The 20,480-nt window shown below is 45.8% G+C and carries 15 protein-coding genes and 1 pseudogene; 14 read left to right on the forward strand and 2 right to left on the reverse strand.

Features of this window, described 5'->3' with window-relative positions; translation table 11 throughout:
• Nucleotides 1-173: 173 nt before the first annotated feature.
• Complete coding sequence (gene ppsA / locus ABGV42_RS04335) at nt 174-2,792, forward strand: phosphoenolpyruvate synthase (RefSeq protein ID WP_347380543.1); 2,619 nt, start codon at nt 174-176, stop codon at nt 2,790-2,792.
• Nucleotides 2,793-3,055: 263 nt separating this feature from the next.
• Here ppsA and ABGV42_RS04340 read toward each other — a convergent pair whose 3' ends face one another.
• Entirely contained in the window at nt 3,056-3,499 is a 444-nt protein-coding gene (locus tag ABGV42_RS04340) for a MarR family winged helix-turn-helix transcriptional regulator (protein ID WP_347383140.1), read from the reverse strand.
• A 116-nt stretch (nt 3,500-3,615) separates the two neighbouring features.
• Here ABGV42_RS04340 and ABGV42_RS04345 point away from each other — a divergent pair, with 116 nt between their 5' ends.
• Both ABGV42_RS04345 and ABGV42_RS04350 read left to right on the forward strand, forming a co-directional pair.
• Nucleotides 3,616-4,368 (forward strand): SDR family oxidoreductase, encoded by a 753-nt coding sequence (locus ABGV42_RS04345; protein ID WP_347380544.1) that lies wholly within the window; start codon nt 3,616-3,618, stop codon nt 4,366-4,368.
• Between the two features lie 46 nt (nt 4,369-4,414).
• Nucleotides 4,415-4,735, forward strand: a complete 321-nt coding sequence (locus tag ABGV42_RS04350; protein ID WP_431523601.1) for an NAD-dependent epimerase/dehydratase family protein — start codon at nt 4,415-4,417, stop codon at nt 4,733-4,735.
• Nucleotides 4,736-5,384: 649 nt separating this feature from the next.
• Here the strand turns inward: ABGV42_RS04350 and ABGV42_RS04355 are convergent.
• Nucleotides 5,385-5,768: a RidA family protein gene (locus ABGV42_RS04355; protein WP_347380545.1), complete on the reverse strand. Its 384-nt coding sequence runs from the start codon at nt 5,766-5,768 to the stop codon at nt 5,385-5,387.
• 814 nt (nt 5,769-6,582) lie between these two features.
• On the opposite strand from ABGV42_RS04355, the gene ABGV42_RS04360 reads away from it, so the two are divergent.
• The 11 genes and pseudogenes from ABGV42_RS04360 to ABGV42_RS04410 form a co-directional block, all read left to right on the forward strand.
• Entirely contained in the window at nt 6,583-7,956 is a 1,374-nt protein-coding gene (locus ABGV42_RS04360) for an extracellular solute-binding protein (RefSeq protein WP_347380546.1), read from the forward strand.
• 167 nt (nt 7,957-8,123) lie between these two features.
• On the forward strand, nt 8,124-9,140 hold the full coding sequence (locus ABGV42_RS04365; protein WP_347380547.1) for an NAD-dependent epimerase/dehydratase family protein: 1,017 nt from the start codon (nt 8,124-8,126) through the stop codon (nt 9,138-9,140).
• Complete coding sequence (locus ABGV42_RS04370; RefSeq protein WP_347380548.1) at nt 9,140-10,237, forward strand: dihydrodipicolinate synthase family protein; 1,098 nt, start codon at nt 9,140-9,142, stop codon at nt 10,235-10,237. The genes ABGV42_RS04365 and ABGV42_RS04370 overlap by 1 nt, the downstream gene beginning before the upstream one ends.
• Nucleotides 10,234-11,106 carry a Gfo/Idh/MocA family protein gene (locus ABGV42_RS04375; protein WP_347380549.1) on the forward strand — a complete coding sequence of 291 codons (873 nt, stop codon included), beginning with the start codon at nt 10,234-10,236 and terminating at the stop codon, nt 11,104-11,106. The genes ABGV42_RS04370 and ABGV42_RS04375 overlap by 4 nt, the downstream gene beginning before the upstream one ends.
• 68 nt (nt 11,107-11,174) lie before the next feature.
• Nucleotides 11,175-12,764 (forward strand): extracellular solute-binding protein, encoded by a 1,590-nt coding sequence (locus ABGV42_RS04380; protein ID WP_347380550.1) that lies wholly within the window; start codon nt 11,175-11,177, stop codon nt 12,762-12,764.
• Between the two features lie 88 nt (nt 12,765-12,852).
• Nucleotides 12,853-13,830, forward strand: a complete 978-nt coding sequence (locus tag ABGV42_RS04385) for an ABC transporter permease (protein WP_347380551.1) — start codon at nt 12,853-12,855, stop codon at nt 13,828-13,830.
• The gene (locus ABGV42_RS04390; RefSeq protein WP_347380552.1) at nt 13,824-14,687 is read left to right on the forward strand and encodes a carbohydrate ABC transporter permease; all 864 of its coding nucleotides are present in this window, start codon (nt 13,824-13,826) and stop codon (nt 14,685-14,687) included. Before ABGV42_RS04385 ends, ABGV42_RS04390 begins: the two co-directional genes overlap by 7 nt.
• 26 nt (nt 14,688-14,713) lie before the next feature.
• A complete protein-coding gene (locus ABGV42_RS04395) occupies nt 14,714-15,721 on the forward strand; it encodes a zinc-dependent alcohol dehydrogenase (RefSeq protein WP_347380553.1) in 1,008 nt (335 codons plus the stop codon).
• A gap of 25 nt (nt 15,722-15,746) precedes the next feature.
• Nucleotides 15,747-19,001 (forward strand): hypothetical protein, encoded by a 3,255-nt coding sequence (locus ABGV42_RS04400; RefSeq protein ID WP_347380554.1) that lies wholly within the window; start codon nt 15,747-15,749, stop codon nt 18,999-19,001.
• Between the two features lie 328 nt (nt 19,002-19,329).
• Complete coding sequence (locus ABGV42_RS04405) at nt 19,330-19,902, forward strand: hypothetical protein (RefSeq protein WP_347380555.1); 573 nt, start codon at nt 19,330-19,332, stop codon at nt 19,900-19,902.
• 75 nt (nt 19,903-19,977) lie between these two features.
• Nucleotides 19,978-20,266 (forward strand): annotated as a pseudogene (locus ABGV42_RS04410) (monooxygenase family protein); the annotation flags it as partial.
• Nucleotides 20,267-20,480: the final 214 nt, after the last annotated feature.

A 20,480-nucleotide genomic window follows, 5' to 3' on the forward strand; every position in this document is an offset into this window, starting at 1 on the left:
GGGAGGAGGATCGAAAGATAGGTGTTTTGGTATAGAAGCAGCTGAAATAGGTCAAAAACATACGATAAACAAGAGTTGATGACTAGAGCCGCAGGTTGGTGGAATACGTGGTCAGTTTGCGCACAGTACAAGCTCTTTGTTTTTCTAAATTCACTGGTTAGAGGAGAGGTTGAATGAATTCACTGGTTCTCGATTTTCAGGAAATAGATCACACACAACTTATGCTTGTTGGCGGAAAAGGGTTGAACTTAGGGGCGTTATCCAAAATGGAAGGACTTCACGTGCCTGAAGGGTTTTGTGTTACAACGGAGGGATACCAAAAAGCCATCGAACAAAATGAAACGGTTCATGCTTTGATACACCAGCTATCTGAGCTTAAAGTGGAAGATCGAGAACATGCTAATGAAATCAGCAAGAAGATTCGACAGGCCATCTTGGAAGCGGCCATTCCTTCCGATGTTGTTACAGCAGTTGGTCAATCTCTCTCCCGGTTTGGCGAGGAATATGCCTATGCTGTGCGGTCAAGTGCAACTGCTGAAGACTTGCCCCATACTTCTTTTGCTGGCCAACAAGACACCTATTTAAATATTTCGGGCAAAGAAGCCATCTTGGAGCATATTCGCAAATGTTGGGCTTCTCTGTTTACCGAACGCGCGGTAATTTACCGTATGCAGAATGGATTTGTTCACAGCCAAGTTTATTTATCCGTTATCGTTCAAAAAATGGTTTTCCCACAGGCATCAGGAATATTATTTACTGCTGATCCCATCACTTGCAACCGAAAACTGATCTCTATCGATGCCAGTTTCGGGCTTGGAGAAGCGCTGGTCTCCGGCTTAGTATCGGCCGATTGTTACCAAGTTAAGAATGGGGAAATCGTCAGCAAGAGAATTGAAACCAAAAAAGTGGCGATTTATGGACGAAAGGAAGGAGGAACAGAGACCAAGCAACTCCAGCTTGATCAGCAAAAGACGCAAACACTTACGGATCAACAAATTTTACAACTCGCACGCTTGGGTAGACAGATCGAAGAATATTTCGGATGTCCCCAAGACATCGAATGGTGTACTGAAGGTGATACATTTTATATTGTCCAGAGCCGACCAATCACCACTTTATATCCTATTCCTGAAGCACATGACCAGGAAAATCACGTGTATGTATCTGTCGGTCATCAGCAAATGATGACTGATCCAATGAAACCACTAGGGATGTCCATCTGGAAGCTAACAGGCAACCCGCCCATGTTTAAAACGGGGGGTGGAAGGCTGTTTGTGGATATCACGAAGGGGCTGTCTACATCGGCTGGCAGGCAGAATTTGTTGGGCGTTCTAGGGCACTCCGATCCGCTCATCAAAGACGCACTTATTACCATTATAGAACGCGGCGATTTTATTCAATTGGACCCGACTGACCAAAGCGAACAAGGACCCATAAAAAGCCATCAGGGCATGTCTCCTGCCGAAATTCGTGAAGAAGCAGGCAGTGATCCGGCAATTGTTACTACTTTGATAAAGAATAGTGAGACATCGATATCTGCGCTAAAGCATAACATTCAAACGAAAACTGGGTTGGATATATTTGATTGTATCCTGGAAGATATGCAGCAGCGGAGGAAGCGTTCGTCCGATTCGAAGAATTTGAGTGTGATCATGGCCGCATTTCATGCTTCTGCATGGATTAATGAAAAAATGGATGACTGGTTAGGTGAGAAAAATGCAGCAGACACTCTATCCTTATCTGTACCTAATAATATCACTTCAGAAATGGGTATGGAGCTGCTGAATGTTGCCGATGTGATTCGTCCCTATCCGGAGATCATTGCGTACCTCCAACAAGTAAGAGATGATCATTTTATGGATAAAATGGCTCAATTCGAAGGCGGCCAGCACGTATATGAAGCTATTGCTGCTTTTCTTAATAAATATGGAATGCGATGTGCCGGAGAGATTGATATTACACGAACACGCTGGAGTGAAAAACCAAGTGTTCTGGTACCCATGATCCTCAGTAATATCAAAAACCTTGAGCCTGGCGCCAGCAAACAAAAATTTGAACTTGGACGACAGCAAGCTCTAATGAAAGAACATGACTTATTAGCTCAATTGAAACAATTACCGGATGGGGAACAAAAAGCCGAAGAAACCAAACAAATGATCGACGTGATCCGTAATTTCATCGGTTATCGTGAATATCCGAAGTACGACATTGTCAGTCGTTACTTCGTTTATAAGCAGGCTTTATTAAAGGAAGCGGAACGACTCGTACAAGCCAATGTTATTCGTGATAAAGAAGACATTTACTATCTCACTTTTGAAGAATTGCAGGAAGTCGTACGCACACATAAAGTGGATTACCAAGTGATTGAGAAACGAAAAGAGGAGTACAAATTGTATGAAAAGCTAACTCCACCACGTGTCATCACGTCTGATGGCGAAATTATTACGGGCAAATATAAACGGGAAAATATCCCTGCTGAAGCGATTGTCGGCCTCGCGGTTTCTTCAGGCGTAATTGAAGGGCGGGCGCGTGTAATCCTGAATATGGAGGAGGCAGATCTGGAAGACGGCGATATACTTGTGACCACCTTTACGGATCCCAGCTGGACTCCACTGTTTTTATCCATAAAAGGCTTGGTTACGGAGGTTGGTGGACTGATGACTCATGGAGCCGTTATCGCACGTGAATATGGATTACCAGCCGTTGTGGGTGTGGAAAATGCGACCAAAATCATAATGGATGGACAGCGAATCCGTTTGCATGGAACAGAAGGGTATATCGAAATATTGTAATAGATCATCATACTAAGGATATGCTTATACTCCCTTGTATAAATGCTGAAAATGTGCATTATGAGTTGAATCTGAGAGTGGGGCTTCAATCCCTCGTATACGAAAAGCAAATATCCGTTTGCTTGCTGTGAAATGGGGGGCGGAATGCAGCCTTGGTAATCTCTTCAGTGCTAATCATACTTGATTGAACTATCAACGAACGATAGTTTAATAAAAGCAAGAAGGCAGCCGACCAATGTGGTCGGCTTTTTTTGTTCAACTAACTAAGATCTTGTGTTTGTCCTTTCAGCTAACTTAGTTATTAACTCAATATCTTGATTGGTTAAGTGTTCAAAAAAATGCTTACGTATTGCCTTGGAGAGGAAGGGACGAGCATCATCCAATATTGATCTTCCAACAGAAGTGATCATGACTTGAATCCCGCGATCTGTGTCGAGTGGTTTCCTCGTTACTAGCCCACGTTTTTCCATACGCTTCAGATGATGAGATAATCGACTTTTATCCCAGTCCATAGAGTCGGCTAATTCCTGTTGGCGAAGGCTACCGTTCCCCAAAAGGACTAATCGATCTAACACTCCGAAATCACCCTCTGATAGTCCTGTGTGATCGGACATGTCCTTAACTACACGCCCGAAGATAGCCTGAAAGGAACCTTTCCACATATGCCATATTCGCATTTCTTCTTCATTTAGTTCGTTTTTATCCATAGAAGCATAATAACATGGTTGACGTGTCAACTTCAACGTGTTAGTATCGTTTCAGGTTGACACATCAACTTCGGTTTATGTTTGCTCACCAATCGATAATAAAGGAGATTATTACTATGCAAGATAAACTCGTCGCTCTGGTCACTGGGGCTAACAAAGGTATCGGTCTACAAATTGCGAAGGAGCTAGTGGAACAAGGATTCATTGTTCTTGTCGGATCACGAAGCCCCGAGAATGGAAAAACTGCAGCAAAAAGTATCGGTTCGGGTGCGAACGCTATCCAGCTTGATGTAACGGATCAGGACTCCATTGTCGCTGCAGCAGAGCATATACAGAACGAATTTGGTCGTCTCGATGTACTTGTAAACAATGCGGGTATTTCACATGCTGGTAAACCGAGTGATTCTTTTCCAAGCAGTGGCGCGGCCAGTGGTCTTATGACCATCGCTTCGCTTGAAGACATTCGTACGGTTTATGAAACGAATGTTTTTGGTGTCATTGCTGTTACTCAGGCCATGCTGCCACTTTTGCGTGAGGCTCCGGCAGCACGCATCGTCAACATGGGCAGCACTGGCGGATCCCTTAGTTGGAACTCCATTCCGGAAAACTCGCATCGTGCGATGTTTGGGGCCTATTCGGCTTCAAAATCGGCAGTTCATGCAGTGACACTTGCCTTTGCCTTTGCACTTGAATCGACAAATATTAAGGTTAATGCGGCATGTCCAGGCTTTACATCGACTGCACTCAATAATTTTGCTGGCACTCGTAGTGTTGAACAAGGGGCCCGTGAAGCGGTTCGGCTTGCAATGATTGGTGCGGACGGTCCAACAGGAACATTCTCGGATGAGGATGGACCCATTGCGTGGTAATCATATTTTATACAACAATGGTTAATCGCTTAAGGGGGATTTCATCATGCGTGTTTTCGTAACAGGAGCAACAGGTTACATTGGTTCCGCTGTCTTACGCGAACTCATTGATGCAGGTCATCAGGTCGTTGGTCTTGTGCGTTCAGACAATAGCGCAGCAAAACTAAAAGAGTTCGGGGCCGAAGCGCACCATGGCGACATCGAAGACCTCGACAGCCTTCGTAGTGGTGCGGCTGCTGCGGATGGTGTCATTCATCTGGCATTCAATCACGACTTTTCGAACTTCGCCGGGGCACTCACAGCAGATCTGCATGCCGTCGTCGTGACATTGCAGGTGTTATTGGTAAACAACTTAACGTACCTGTAATTAGCATTTCTCGTGAAGAGGCAGTCGCTCACTTCGGCTTCATTAGCACGCTAGCATCGCTAGATATCCCGAGATCAAGCGCTGCAACTCAGGAACTTCTAGGGTGGAGGCCGGTGCAACGTGCACTGATCCCCGACCTCGAACAGTCTCACTATTTTAACAACTGATTAGAAGGCTCCATAAAACCCTTTTTAGGTTGCTTCCCGCACTCATTGTTGTTGTCTAATAGTAGCAGTTATCCTAATGCTTATTGAAAGCAATCAATATTAAAAGGAATATAACAGTAAGAAGGCAGGGGCGTTTAGCAGTTTTGTATTTAAAAAGAGGCTTATTATAACCAAAGAAGGCAGCCGACCCATGTGGTCGGCTTCTTTTGTTCAACTAATTGGTGGCAGGATAGCACAATAAAAAACGATAAAGCAAAAATCCAGCGTTATTGGCTTATCTTATTATATTTTGAGGAAGAACCTGTGGGATTCTTTGTCCTGCACTATTCACTTCAGGAATGCTAAACGATTACGCTAACGGGAAACGATAGCTAAATATAAATAAAACTGCGGCCGACCAATTGAGCGGCTGCAGTTTCTTTACCCTAACTGGTGATTAAAACCCCAGTTTTGGTGTGACATAAAAAATACAGTACTTGAGATTAGGCCATGTGTGCGACGGCGCTGATTTCGATCAGTTGCTCAGGAGATGCCAGGAATGTCACGCCAATACAGCTACCGGCCGGTCGGTGTTGTCCCATATATTCCTTGAAGAGTTGGATGCATGTCTCGATATGCTCTTGCGCGTTGGTCAGATAGATTTCCACATAAGCGAGGTTTGACTTCGTGATACCAAACTCTGCTAGCACGCGATCGAGATTCTTCAGCGTCTGCAGGGTTTGTGCCTCGATATCGTTTTCGCCAACAAAGGCGCCCTCCGTATCGTGGGAAAATTGTCCCGAAATGTAAACCGTGCCGTTGACGCTGTACCCCTGAGCGATACCGTGATCCCAAAGGTCGTGATTGTAGGTTTTGATATTAGTCATTTTTTTCTCTCCTCAATTCAAAGTAAGGTTAGTATAAAATGAGCGCAAATAAAAATATAGTACGCACTTTAATGATAGATACTATCTAAAGGGGTAGTGTACATCTACGCGGTTAACGACGGAGAGAACTCTATCGCCGATTCTTTTATCCTGTGTTAGCGGCGAACTCTCATTTAGAGATCTGGAGCTGTTCAACTATTGGGCAGGATAGAACAGGTCACTATTTATAGAATGTTTGGAGTTTTAGAAAACGGGTAAGTTTTAGAAAGTATAGCTATTTGTCAGGGTTCTTTCACTTATTTATAGGGGGAAGTTACATGTTGCTAAACAATTTTCTAGAGGCCTTGGTTACTCATAATTCATCTATATCTATACACTTAGTTAGTGGAGAGTATTACATAGGTCAATATGAACTTACGTCTGATCCAAATATTATTCTAATGAAAACTTCTAGTGGTGAAGTGAAAATACAACTTTGGACGATTAAACGCTTTAAACTGTTAGGTAACTAGAAAGTCATTGAACATTTGAGGAAAACTAACTTCAGAGGAATGGGTTAAAGCCGGATTGGTCACTTTGCAAAACCGCCACATATGCTTATCTAATGGCGGTTTTTTTTGTTCCGATTAGCTGATATTTTGCTTCATCCAGATGATCCATCGAGGTGTGAGTATTTTAAAATGTATTTTAGGTGAATTAATTTACACACAGCGTGTGAAACTGGTTCATATCTGGTATAATAAAAATAATAATCAGGAAATACAATGAAATACAGCGGAACATAAAAAGATGAAGAGGATAGGTGGAACGGCCAATGGCGAAAATAGATCGTCATACTTTTCAGACCAGAACCAGACATATGTCTGCTGACCTGAAGCAAAAAATCAACTCTGGAGTATACAGTCCGGGAGAATTTCTGCCTTCCGAGTTGGCACTAACAGAACAGTATAAACTCAGCAAAAACTCCGTGAGATTCGTTCTGGATGAGCTTGTTCAGGAGGGATTGATTGTTAAAATTCCCAGGGTGGGCACACAGGTGACAAAGCCTACCTCCAAAGAAACCATCCGATTTGGTGTATATCCCTCGTTGTATAAAGAAGCGGGAATGGAAGAGCTAATTAACCGATTTCACGAGAAGCATCCACATATTCATGTGGAAACGATTGAGCTTCCTTATATGAATTCAGACAATATCGCCAATCTTATCAGACTGGGGATTGTCGATGCGTTAACCATCAACTTGCAGGATATGTATCAATTCCAGGAAAAAAGGTATCTTGATTTGTTTGTTGACCAGGATCGGCACGATAATATATACCCTTTTCTTACATCTTATTTTGAGAAGGAATCGGGTGTGCTGGCAGCACAGCCTTTCGTGTACTCACCTGTTATTTTGTGTTACAACAAGGAGCATCTGAGGGAGAAAAGACTTGGAGAACCAAACAGCAGCTGGAGCTGGGATGAACTTGCAACGCTGCTCAGGGAGCTTAAGGCGCCTCATCGATACAGCATCGCATTTCAGTTATTTTCCATGAATCGGTGGCCCATTTTCTGGATGCAAAATGAGGATGATCCATCTTCGATTGAAACCAGTTCAGCTCAGAACGGAACTGCCTTGCCCACAGAAGGATTACGCTGGCTCAGGGATCTTGTGACAGAGGAAGGAATATTTCCACTGGCCTTGGCACAAGGTGAATTCGAAGCTGAGAAATTGTTTAAAGAGCAGAAGATATCGGTCATGCTAACCACATATTACATGCTTAATGAGCTGAAGAATGCGAATTTTTCCTTTGATATCGCTCAGCTGCCGCATTTTAAGAATGATAAGACACTTCTTCTGTCCACAGCCATTGCTCTGAGCGCAGAATCGAGCCATAAGGACACGGCAGCCTGCTTTGTGAATTATCTCACTTCAGATGAGGCACAGACCTATATTAGGCAGAACACATACAGTTTACCTGCAAGCAGATATATTACGGAAGCGTTTTCTGTAGAGCTTAAAAACAAACCGTCCAGGTTGGAGCTTCATCGAGACTATAGTTCGAAATACATGACGTATCGCGATCTGTCGATTTCCATGCAAACCCAGATCCGTTTCGGAGAAAGCCTGAAGCAGTATATGTCTTATTTAACGGATGAAGAAGGCCTTGCTGAAGTGCTGCTTCCATCCAAAAGTCTCCATTTATAAAAAACGAATAGGCGACATAAAAAAGCACTTCCTTTGGGAAGTGCTTTTTTATGAACTACAAAAGAACCAGTTGACAGATAATACGGTATATGCTAATTTCTTATTGAAAATAAGTACCACATATGATCCAATTATAAGCCTTAACAAGGAGAGGTGACCGTATTCGGATGAAGACCGTGGCTGAATTGGAAGCAAAGCTTTCGGAGGCATCAGACCGGCTAATCAACGACTTACATAAAGTGGAAGGGGATCTTCTTATATTAGGCGCAGGAGGGAAGATGGGTCCGAGTCTAGCTAAATTGGCCGCAGAAGCCATCAAGGCGGGTGGAATGAACAAGAAAGTGACGGCTGTATCCCGATTTCAGGATCAGGAGGTGAAGAACGATCTTGAAAGTGCTGGTGTACAGACGATTTCCTGCGATCTTCTAAACGATCAAGAGTTAATGCAGCTGCCAGCAGCGGAAAACATCATATATATGGCAGGCAACAAGTTTGGTACAACGGGTAGAGAGTATTTTACATGGGCAATGAATACTTACTTGCCCGGAAGAGTGGCAAAAAAGTATAAAGATTCGCGTATCGTCGTTTTTTCTTCAGGTAACGTGTATCCTTTTTCCCCGGTGGGTCTCGGAGGAGTAGATGAATCGGTACCTCCTGAACCTCTCGGAGAATATGCACAATCCACACTGGGGAGAGAGCGGATATTTGAATACTTCTCTCACAAGTATGGCACGCCGATGCTGTTGTACCGCTTAAACTATGCCATTGATTTGCGTTATGGAGTGCTTCTCGAAATTGCCAAAAAAGTCCACGAAGGCAAGCCGGTTTCGCTTGCGATGGGGCATGCCAACGTAATATGGCAGGGTGATGCCAATGAGATGGCCTTAAGGAGCCTGCTCAAGTGCCAAAGCCCTCCCGAAATTTTGAATGTGACCGGCCCTGAGACCATGTCAGTTCGCTGGGCGGCCCAGCAGTTTGCCGACAGGTTTGGTCTTCCTGCATCGTTTGAGGGAAGCGAATCCGAAACGGCGCTGCTCAGTAATGCAGCCAAGGCGTATCGTGAGTTCGGTTATCCGAGAGTAAGCCTGCTGGAAATGATTGATTTCATTGCCGAATGGGTTGAATCAGGCGGACATACGTGGAATAAACCAACCCATTTTTCGGAAAGAAAGGGGAGGTTTTAGTGCACAAAACACAAGCATTACTTACGCCGGAGCAGGCAGCTGCACTCCATGAAGGTCTAGTCATTCCTGCTCATCCGCTTGCCTTGAATGAACGCAGAGAGCTGGATGAAGTCTATCAAAGGCTGCTGACCCAATATTATATCGCTTCAGGAGCCGGCGGAGTTGCAGTTGGCGTGCATTCTACCCAATTCGAGATTCGGGATCCTAAGGTTAACCTCTACGAACGTGTGCTCCGCTTGGCGGCGGAGGAAACGGAGCAAGCCCGCCTACAACGGCCTTTCATTAAAGTGGCAGGCATCTGTGGGGACATGGAACAGGCGGTGGAAGAAGCTGAGATCAGCAAAGGCCTCGGATATGATGCTGCCCTGCTGAGCATGGGTGGACTTGACGTATGGAGCGAGAATGAACTGCTTCGGCGTACGGAAAGGATAGCCGAAATCATGCCGGTGATCGGATTTTATCTTCAACCTTCTGTCGGCGGCCGTATGTTGAGCTTCGCTTTTTGGCAGGCTTTTGCCGAAATCGATAATGTCGTCGCCATCAAAATGGCTCCTTTTAACCGATATCAAACCATCGATGTCGTGCGAGCAGTTTGCTGCTCAAGCCGTCGGGATGACATTGCGCTGTACACGGGAAACGACGACAACATCCTCATTGATCTACTCACAACCTATCGCTTTGAAACGGAAGAAGGCACCATTGAGAAACAGATCGTGGGCGGGCTGCTGGGTCACTTCGCTGTCTGGACACATAAAGCGGTCCAGCTGCTCGAAGAAGTGAAACGTCTCCGCGGGCAAAAGGGATCGCTATTGTCATTGGAATGGCTCACGCGCAACGTGGAGATTACAGATGCCAATGCCGCTTTTTTTGATCCTGCCCATCAGTTTGCCGGCTGTATACCGGGGATACACGAGGTTCTTCGAAGGCAGGGGCTCATGAGAGGAATCTGGTGCCTGAATCCGCAGGAGACTTTATCCGAAGGGCAAAAAGAGGAGATCGATCGTGTATACCTCCAGTATCCTCACCTTCATGATGACGATTTTGTGAAGCAGCATCTGGATGAGTGGCTTAGGCTTGCTTCTCCTTCTCAGCCATGAATATCGGAATCATCGGGCTTGACAGCTCGCATGCCCTGGCATTTACCCGTTTTCTTCACGAAAGCCAGGATACTCTTTTTTCAGATGTGACCGTGACGGCCGCATATGCGGGCGGATCTCCGGATTTTCCGCTCAGCGTGAGCCGTGTTAACACTTTCACCGCCCGGATGACGCGAGAATACGGAGTGAGATTGATGCCCACGATGCAGCGAGTTGCAGAAAGCACCGATGTGATCCTAATCTTGAGTGCCGACGGAAGGACGCATCTGAATCAGTTCAAGGCAATCTGCCCTTACCGAAAACCCGTATTTATCGATAAGCCCTTTGCTTTATCAACCGCAGACGCAAGTCATATCATCAAACTTGCTGAAGAAAATCAAACCCCGTTAATGAGTGCTTCGAGCTTACGTTATGCAGAAGCCCTGCCTGAATGCACAAGAGGAGACATCTTGGGTGTGGACGTGTATGGCCCAATGCACGTCGAAACGACGCAGGGACATTATTTTTGGTACGGCATCCATGCGGCAGAATTGCTCTATCAAATCATGGGCCCCGGATGCAGGGAGGTGACCGCCTTTTCCACGGATTACGATGATCTCATTATCGGAACCTGGAAAGAGGGAAGAATGGGAACGATCCGCGGAATCCAACGTGGCGCAGAGTCTTTTGGAATTAGCCTGCACACCAGAAATGCCACCCGGCATGTCTCGCTTGAACCGAGTTATAAAGAACTTCTTAAGTCTGTCATGAACTTGTTCAAAAACGGCGTATGCACTGTGCATCCTTCTGAAACGCTGGAAGTCATTCGGTTTTTGGAGTGTGCAGAGCAAAGCCGGCTGCAAAGACGCACCGTCTTCATGGAAATGTGATAAAGCCTTATAAGGGTGACCCCTTGCTCAAGTTAATCAGATCCACCTATCTGAAGGAGGAATGTTTGATGAAGCTGAAAAAGAGGATTTCCATGCTGCTTGCGATCACGCTGTTAACCTCAATCCTTGCCGCATGCAGCAGCGGTACGGACAAAGGCGGTTCTGCCGCCTTGCCGCCCCAGGAACACAGACAGTACGGTGATACAGGTGGCTTGACTCTGCCACTTGTAGATGAGCCAACTACCATCACTTACATGCTTCCAAGCAACGCGAAGGATCTCGGTCCGAGCAAACTGGTCGTCCAGGAGCTTGAAAAACGGACCGGTATCAAAGTTAACTTTCAAACCTATTCCCCACAAACCTACCAGGATAAATTAAAAGTCATTGTGGCATCCGGTAAGCTGCCGGACATTTTTACAGGGCTAAAACCGGCCGAACTCAAAAAAATCGGCAAACAAAACGGTGTAGTTGCCATTAATGAATACGCTGATCAGCTCCCTAACTTCAAAAAGTTGTATATGGAAGAAAATGACTGGGTCATCAAATCCTTCGGCGATGAAGCCGGCAATGTATATACCTGGCCTATTTACAATCTGAATCGCAAGGTGAATCACGGATTTATGTACAGGAAGGATATCTTTGATGAGCTTGGTATCAAGGAATGGACGAACACGGACGAGTTTTACGAAGCATTGAAAAAAGTAAAAGAAGCGTATCCCGATTCCTACCCGTACGCATCAAAAAGCTTGGCCAATATCTTCAGGGATTGGGCCTTCGGCTGGGGGCTCGGCAACACGGATCAGTACCCGGCCTATTACGATGAAAAAGATGGCACTTGGAAGTACGCTGCAGTACAGCAAGAGCATAAGGACATGCTCAATTTTATGAAGAAGCTGTACAACGAAAAACTACTTGATCCAGAATTTTTGACGGATACGCAGGATTCCTGGACGACCAAGATGACGACGGACCAATCGTTTGTCACGTTTGATTGGATTGGACGCCTTGATCTCTTTTACAACCAGATCCAAGAGCAAAATCCAGACTATGACCTCAGGTATGCCAATCCCGTCGGACCGACCGGCAATATCAGAACACTGCCAGAAGTTTCGGATTTCAGCGTTGCCGTAGCCAAGAACAAAAATACAGAAACCTCGCTCAAACTGCTCGACTATCTGACCAGCCCATCCGGAAGTGAATTGATGACCATCGGGGTGGAAGGGGTTAACTTCGAATGGGGCGAGGACGGATATCCGGTCTACCCGGAGCTGAAGGATCTTCCACTTGTGGATATTACCGTGCTTGAGGATCGTTATGCCATGTGGCTGGAAGGAGCGTACCTAAGACCGGACCATCGAAGCATTTACTATCGTTTCTCGGAAAAAGAGCAGGAGGCGCAGGATAAAATCGTGAACGAGGATCGTTTTGAACCGCTGGATCCCATCCTTAATTTCACGGACGAAGAAACGTCCAAGATTGCCGAGCTGCAGACCTCGCTGCAAAAATCAGCTGAAGAATTTAACGCGAAATATATTCTTGACGCCGGATATGGAGATGCCGAGTGGGAGGATTTCAAAGCCCAAATCAGAAAAAGCGGTGTGGAGGAACTGATGACGATCTATAATGAAGCTCAAAAAAGATACGATGAGTCCAAATAAAAGGCCTTAAGCCTGTGAATCAACAGGAGGGGACGATGCAAGGAACGTTACTCTCCTTATGGGAAAAGGTATTGGAGGCGAAAATCTTATGGCAGACATCGGCACGGAACATTCAGCAGCTTACCATAATGCAGTGCCAAAGAAGAGCTTCAGAAGCCGTCTTAGAAAAACGTGGAATCATATCAAGCGCGACAGGCAGCTGCTTCTGCTGTTTCTTCCTTGCATCCTATTTTACGTCATCTTTCGTTACGGGCCACTATATGGACTGATTATTGCCTTCAAAGACTACAGCGTATTTACGGGAGTGCTCGGCAGCGAATGGGTGGGATTTAAGCATTTCATCACGTTTTTTACGAACCAAGACTTCTGGATCCTGTTCCGGAACACGCTTCTCCTTGGGATGTATTCACTCATTTTCGGCTTTCCTTTTCCGATCATGCTTGCCCTTCTGCTGAACGAAGTCCGAAACAAATGGTTTAAAAAATCCGTTCAAACCTTCAGTTATTTGCCAGCATTTTTGTCCGTGGTCATTATCAGCAGCATGATTATCGATTTTCTCTCTCCAAACCATGGTATTTTGAATCAAATGCTGGCTGCGTTCGGTTTTGAGAAAAAATACTTTCTTGTTGATCCGGGGTGGTTCCGTCCAATCTATGTCATTTCGGAAATATGGGCGAACGCAGGATACGAATCGATCATTTATCTGGCGGCGATTGCGGGAATCAGTCCTACGCTCTATGAAGCGGCCAAGGTGGACGGCGCCAGCCGTTTCCATATGATCCGCCATATAACGCTTCCTGGATTGTTTCCCACGATGCTCATCATGTTTATATTGAAAACCGGCTCCATGATTCGCGTCGGTTATGAGAAAGTACTGCTGCTGTACAATCCGATGACCTATGACGTTGCCGACGTATTTTCAACTTATGTTTACCGCAAAGGGCTGCTTGAATCGAATTATAGTTATGCAGCCGCTGTAGGACTATTCGAAGCGCTCGTGGCAATGGTGATGCTGCTGTCCGCCAATGCGCTCAGCAAACGGCTGGGAGGAAACGGCTTATGGTAGGAGAGCGCAAAATATCTGTTTTTAGTGTCATTAATACACTGATACTCTGTCTTGTTGCTGTAGCGACGCTCTATCCCATCGTGTACATCACTGCCGTTTCTTTAAGCGATACAGCAGCGGTCATTCAAGGTAAGGTATTTCTTTTTCCGAAAGGTCTAAACCTTGAGGCTTATATCGAGGTGCTTAAAAATGACACGATTCCAAGAGCCTACCTGAATTCTATTTTCTATACGGCATTCGGCACGTTGGTGAACTTACTCTTTACGGCTGTTGCCGCTTACCCCTTGTCCCAAAAAGGATTTTTCGGACGTAAGTTCTTTATGATGACCATTGTTCTAACCATGTTCCTGAATCCCGGCATTATTCCCACTTATGTGGTCGTGCAGCAGCTGGGGTTAACAGATTCGGTTTGGGCTCTTGTGCTTCCCAATGCCATTTGGACAATGGAGCTGATCATTTTGAAAAGCTTTTACGAAAACATGTCTTCCCAGATCCGCGAAGCAGCCTTGATCGACGGTGCTTCCGAATACCGAATTCTGTTCAACATTGTCATTCCCTTATCCAAACCTGCGCTTGCTTCCATCGGACTTTTTTATTTCATGGGGCATTGGAACAGCTTTTTTCTCCCGTTGATTTACTTGAACGATCCGGACAAATATCCTTTGCAGGTCGTGCTGCGGGATATGCTGATCTACAGCGCAGAAAACGACGCGGGACTCGTGGATCGATCGGCGCTGGCCCCTCAGTCCATCAAAAACGCAACTATCGTGCTTTCCATGATTCCGGTTCTGCTCATCTATCCGTTTGCTCAGAAGTATTTCGCCAAAGGGGTGATGCTCGGTTCGGAGAAAGGCTAAATAGACATAAGGAGGAGCCATATCGAATGAAAATCGTTGCCGCGAAGGAAGGAAAAGTCACGATACTACAATCGGATATCCCCGAACTGAACAAACGACATGTCCAAGTGAGAACCGAATATTCGGGGATTAGTCCAGGTACGGAGATGAGTGCGATTAAGAGATCAGGCTTATCTCCCGTATTCCTTGGCTATAGTGCTGTTGGGATTGTGGAGAAAACAGGAAGTGAAGTCAGCGATATTCTTCCGGGAGACCGAGTGGCTTGTTACGGTGTGCCCTACGTAAGACATGCAGAAGTGATTTCGGTACCGACTAATCTGATAACCAAAGTGCCTCATCATGTCAAACCTGAGGAGGCCGCATTTACAGGGCTCGGAGCGATTGCCATACATGCGCTGCGCACAGCCGACGTGAGGTTCGGCGACAAAGTGCTTGTTGTTGGACTGGGAATTCTCGGTAATCTGGTGGCCCAGATTGCTGCTGCTGGTGCATGCCACACTGCTGCATTCGATCTGAGCGAAGCGCGGGTTCAGCTGCTTCGGAACCAGATGGGAATTCAAGCGAGCTTTTCGAGTGAAGAGGAAGTGGAACGTTTTGTGATGAACGAAACGGGGGGATTCGGATTTGATTCCATCCTTTTATGTGCTGGCGGGCCCGGAGAAACGCTGATTAACAAGGCGCTTGAGTGGCTCCGTGACCGGGGAAAAGTCGTGATCGTCGGTGATTTGTCCATGGAGTTTTCAAGAGATTTAATGTTTCGCAAAGAAGCCCAGGTCCTTATCTCGAGAGCGGGCGGGCCGGGAAGGTACGACATGCAGTACGAGAAAGACAATCAGGATTATCCCATCGGTTTCGTGCGGTGGACGGAAGGAAGAAATATGGACGAGTACGTCAGGTTGCTTGCGGATAAGCGAATTACGGTAAGTCCCGCCATCACGCATATGTATGCGTTGGAAGAAGCATTTGAAGCCTACGGAAATTACCAATCCGATTCGGCTCAAGGGACCCTAGCCACGTTAATCAAGTATTTTTAATGACATGAAGAAGGGGAGATAAGTGATGAAAAGGCCTATTTTCAACCTGATCACCATGTTCATGAGTTGTTTACTTGTATTTGCGATGTTTCCCGTCAAGCCTGCTCCTGCCCAAGCGGAGGAATCCAAACTTGCTCAAAAAAACTTCAGCGAACCTGAAGAATTACTTATTCCCAACAACTACACGGTAGCTGTCTTTAACGGAACCGTAGGTTACGAGGATGGAAAACCGGTGATGTATGCCACAAGCAAAGGAAAGCCGGGCTTCCTTAATGTGATTGACCTCGAAGAGTACAAACTGCTTCGGACCGTTTCTCTTGCGCCATCCGAAAGCTCCTGGGCTCATACGGTTGCGCCGAACGGTACGCTTTATGTGGCGGCCGAAGGATCGGGTGCTCGGTTATGGGAGTATTCTCCAGTCACCCATGAGGCCGTTCAAGTGGCCCAATTTGAGGGGCAGTCTGTCTCCAACAGCATCACGACAGATGAACAGGGGAGAGTGTACGTCGGAACTTATCCTGGCGGCAAGGTTTGGCAGTATGACCCAGCCACCAAGCAAGTGAGGGATTACGGCCGCGTTATTGGCGCGCTTGACCAGGAGTATGTGCGCTCCATTGCTTACCAGGGGGGATATATTTATGCCGGTACGGCCCACGAACAGATCGTGCGTGTGGATCTGGCTACAGGTGAAAAAACGGATATCGCCGCTTCGCTTACCGTCAAAAACGATACGGTATACGATCTGAGCACGATTGATAATCGTTATTTATTCGCCCGTTATACGGATGGAAGCGGTATACCGGGTGAGGGTTACATCTACGATACCACAACAGGATCATGGCTTGATGTGGAGCTCCAGCAGGTAACCGGCCTTCATGCGACCGACTCAGTCGATGGAAAGCTGTACTACATGTCAGAGAAAAAACTGAAAACCTTTGACCTGGCAACGCATCAGGTAGAGGAAACCGGCATGACCTATGAGAGCGGATTCAGAGGCGCGGATTGGGTAGAGTTTCAGAACAATCCAGAACTGCCAGGAAAAACACTTGTTACGGTCCGATATGATGGCGGGGTAGCCATGCTGAATATCGATACCCAAAAAGTAATTGTAAAACCGCCGATCATCCCGGGATTGCCGGGTGTTGTCAACCGGCTTCAAAGCGTATCGAATACACAGCTGATAACAACGGGTTCCCAAGCAAGGTCTTCGTTGGTTGACTTAGAGACCATGACGGCAAAACCTTTCAGCATAGGTCAGGCGGACAGTGTGTATCCAATTGGAAACAAAGTCTATATGGGAGTCTACCCGGAAGGTGGCTTGTACGTTTATGATCTGAATCAAGAACCGGGAAGCACGAATCCGCAGCGTCTCGCTGTACTCGGGAACGATCAGGAACGGCTTGTGCATATGTCTGAAGGGGACGGTAAACTGTTTATTTCGACCATCTCTGGATACGGTACGTTGGGAGGATCGCTTACGGTCCATGATACAGCGACAGGGGAAACCAAAGTCCATCGTAACGTAGTCCAAAATCAGAGTGTGCTTAGTACCGCTTATGTGGACGGAAAGATTTTTGGATCAACGACCATCAGGGGAGGACTGGGCTCCACGCCAAGCGAACAGGAGGCCAAAATTTTTGTATGGGATGTTCAGAATGAGCAGAAAATTACGGAGTTTACCCTGGATATTCCCGAACTTATCGATCCCATTTTCATTGGAGACCTGTCTCTCGGACCGGATGGCCTGATCTGGGGAGCATCCTATGAATATATTTTTGCGATCGATCCGGACACGTACAAACTTGTAAAATATAAAAAAATCTATCCAAAGCTTTATTACACCCAGTGGCACCATCATCCGATGCGGTGGTCGGAAGACGGACTTTTGTATGTGCTGTTTAACAACAAGCTGACGGTGATTGATCCGGAAACGCTGGATTTCAGAACATTAACGGATGCATCGAGATTTGATCTTGGAATGGATGGCAATCTTTATTTCACCGATCTCGCAACGAATACGATTCTCTATAGAATCAATATCGATGGAGAGATTGTACCTGAAACGCCGGAACTGCCTTTGCCGGTAAACAATGCCGGGGTGGAGCAGCCGGAAGGAAGCGGAAAGCTGCCGGGCTGGACTTCGATGTTTGCGACCAGCGGGGATGTTTATTTTGGGCGAAGCGGCGACAAGAGCTATGCGGGTGACTACAGCCTGAAAACAACGGATCTGATCCGTACCGCCTCTGTCGCGGTGCAAAGCGATCCAATCGCATTATCGCCTGGGGGAGAGTATACCGCAAGCGCTCAAATCTATATTGAATCAGGCCAGCCCGGGTTCATGTTCAGATTTTATAATGCGGAAGGGCAGAGTTTGTCCACTTTGGAAACGCATCTGGATGAATCGCGACTTCACCAATGGCAAAACGTAACCCTCCGCGGTACGGCACCGGAAGGAACGGCTTATGCCAGACTGATCGCAGTAACCAGCCGCTATAATATCTCAACAGCTTACTATGACGATTTTTCCGTAACAGTTAAGGATAATACGGTCCCTTTGACTGAAGTTACCTTTAATCCACAGGCAAATGAGCAGGGCTGGCATCATGAAGATGTTTCCATAACGTTGAGCTCGGAAGGAGCGGCCTCCCTCTTCTACGAAACTACGGGGGCTGAGAGAATTGATCAGCGTGAGACCGTAGGGGGTACCACTGCGTTTACAGTAAGCGCAGAAGGCGTAACGTCAGTAACTTATGGGGCAAAATCGGCATATGGCGTGTCCGGGGCACCTACTACTACCGAAGTCAAGATAGACAAAACGGCCCCCGTAATTCAATTTTCAGGAAAAGCCGTCTATGAAGTGCATGATGTGATTCGGATCGAATGTTCCGCTCTAGATGCATTATCAGGTGTAGCCAAAAGTGATTGCGATGCTGTGCTTGCAGATCGCCCCGCCTATTTGACGGGTATTGGGGTGCATGTGGTTAATGCATCTGTGAATGATATAGCTGGGAACGCAGAACAGTCCTCCTTTTCTTATGAAGTGATCCTTACCTATGAAGGCATTGCAGGACTTATTGACAAGTTCCTATCTAATGATCAAGAGCTGGCTGAGAGATTGAAGGAACAATTGATCAAAGTACAAAGAGCCGATGAATCGGGTAATGAGGGAGGGAAAAAGGGCGCAATAAACGGATTTATCCATCAAGTGCAAGCCAAGAGTGGTAAGGGATTAGCTCAAGAACATGCTGAGCTGTTGGTACAGTTTGGGTCTCAAATTTAACTTTATTTGAAAGAAAAGCCCTTCCACGTCTGGATTGGACCAAGTTTTAATGCGTGATGCGATCAAAATAGGTTTGAAGCAGAGGAAAGTGAATCTGTTAACTAAAAAAGACGTTGTCATAGCGTATGACAACGTCTTTTTTTCGGTCCCAAACATGGTTCTCCTAGTCGACTTCTAGACATGCTATACTTCCATCTTTGTCACCACTCCCAAGCCCGGAATACAATTGATCTGCTTAATTAAGCTAACGGGCAGATTAGTGCAACATTTTGTATGTAGAAATAGTCAATAAGATGTACGAAATAAGTCTGATAAGTAGGTGGAGAAATTGAAACATCGTTTTCTCACGTTAATATATCTTTTCACTACCATAATCTTTTTTTCATATGGACAAGATGCTAAAGCTCTATCCTGTGCTGAGAAGGGAAGCCTCCAAGAAGGGTTAGAGAGATATAGTGGAGCTGTTTACGGTGAAGTAATGCAAATTAAAGTTGACTTGAAGCAAGAAGGGATAATGGGAACCAAAGAAAAAGTTAGATACATATTAGTGGAAGTTGAACGAAGTTGGAAAACTGAAGTTGATTCTCAAATCATTGTCGCAACTGACTACATTTGGGGCTTTGATTTCAAGGAAGGCAACAAATACTTCATATACATTAGTGAAATGGATGGCGAATTAAGCAGTAGTCCGTGCAGTACGACAATCGAAATGAATAATCTTAACCAAGCAACTGAACTATTTGGTGAAGGGTTCGGGCCAAAACAACAAGTGAATTTAGAACACAAGATGTGGTTTATGTTTGAGCAGGATATTGATTTGTATATCGTATTTGCAATAATTCTTGCGGTGATTTCCGTCTTATTCATGAGAACTCGAAAGAAAAGGGATAAGTATCATTGAGCTAAGTAACCGACCCGCGCCTTACCGACATATCAGGCAGACACTCAGACCAGAATATCATAATTGTGAGTCACGGTGCGTTCCTTCGTTGTATTCGTAATTGGGTTTCGGATTAACAAATGGTGGGCGGTACATAAATGGCTGCCTGTTACGAAATGCCATGTCCCCAATGCTTCAGGAGCTGTACCAGAACAAAGAGGAGCTCGGATTCATGGATGGTTCCTATCACTTTTCAGGGCGCGGACTTACACTCATCCAATATTGGAGGAGCTTTGAACACCTAGAGCATTATGCCCGACACGGAGCTAACCATTTGAAGGCATGGAGGGATTTCAACCGCAAAATTGGAACAGGAGGAGATGTAAGATTACTGATACTATATCGTCTGTCGTGGGAAAAGAACACGATTTCGATGAAAGTCGCTATTTCAGCGGCTTTTTTTATTTAACTTTTTAATTGCCTGAATGAGTAGATAAATATCACAATTGTGTTAGGTTTAATTTGTATTGGGGTGTTACATAAAGAAAGAATAATAAAAAATAGTTTTTGTTGTGCATTTTTCCGAAATAACGTTACAT

Origin of the sequence: Paenibacillus pabuli (assembly GCF_039831995.1) — a bacterium.
GTDB classification, from domain to species: Bacteria; Bacillota; Bacilli; order Paenibacillales; family Paenibacillaceae; genus Paenibacillus; species Paenibacillus pabuli_C.

What these genes read in the sequence shown, in the direction of transcription:
- ppsA (WP_347380543.1), top strand. Translation starts at nt 174, where the DNA reads ATGAATTCACTGGTTCTCGATTTTCAGGAAATAGATCACACACAACTT.
- ABGV42_RS04340 (WP_347383140.1), bottom strand. Translation starts at nt 3,499, where the DNA reads ATGGATAAAAACGAACTAAATGAAGAAGAAATGCGAATATGGCATATG.
- ABGV42_RS04345 (WP_347380544.1), top strand. Translation starts at nt 3,616, where the DNA reads ATGCAAGATAAACTCGTCGCTCTGGTCACTGGGGCTAACAAAGGTATC.
- ABGV42_RS04350 (WP_431523601.1), top strand. Translation starts at nt 4,415, where the DNA reads ATGCGTGTTTTCGTAACAGGAGCAACAGGTTACATTGGTTCCGCTGTC.
- ABGV42_RS04355 (WP_347380545.1), bottom strand. Translation starts at nt 5,768, where the DNA reads ATGACTAATATCAAAACCTACAATCACGACCTTTGGGATCACGGTATC.
- ABGV42_RS04360 (WP_347380546.1), top strand. Translation starts at nt 6,583, where the DNA reads ATGGCGAAAATAGATCGTCATACTTTTCAGACCAGAACCAGACATATG.
- ABGV42_RS04365 (WP_347380547.1), top strand. Translation starts at nt 8,124, where the DNA reads ATGAAGACCGTGGCTGAATTGGAAGCAAAGCTTTCGGAGGCATCAGAC.
- ABGV42_RS04375 (WP_347380549.1), top strand. Translation starts at nt 10,234, where the DNA reads ATGAATATCGGAATCATCGGGCTTGACAGCTCGCATGCCCTGGCATTT.
- ABGV42_RS04380 (WP_347380550.1), top strand. Translation starts at nt 11,175, where the DNA reads ATGAAGCTGAAAAAGAGGATTTCCATGCTGCTTGCGATCACGCTGTTA.
- ABGV42_RS04385 (WP_347380551.1), top strand. Translation starts at nt 12,853, where the DNA reads ATGGCAGACATCGGCACGGAACATTCAGCAGCTTACCATAATGCAGTG.
- ABGV42_RS04390 (WP_347380552.1), top strand. Translation starts at nt 13,824, where the DNA reads ATGGTAGGAGAGCGCAAAATATCTGTTTTTAGTGTCATTAATACACTG.
- ABGV42_RS04395 (WP_347380553.1), top strand. Translation starts at nt 14,714, where the DNA reads ATGAAAATCGTTGCCGCGAAGGAAGGAAAAGTCACGATACTACAATCG.
- ABGV42_RS04400 (WP_347380554.1), top strand. Translation starts at nt 15,747, where the DNA reads ATGAAAAGGCCTATTTTCAACCTGATCACCATGTTCATGAGTTGTTTA.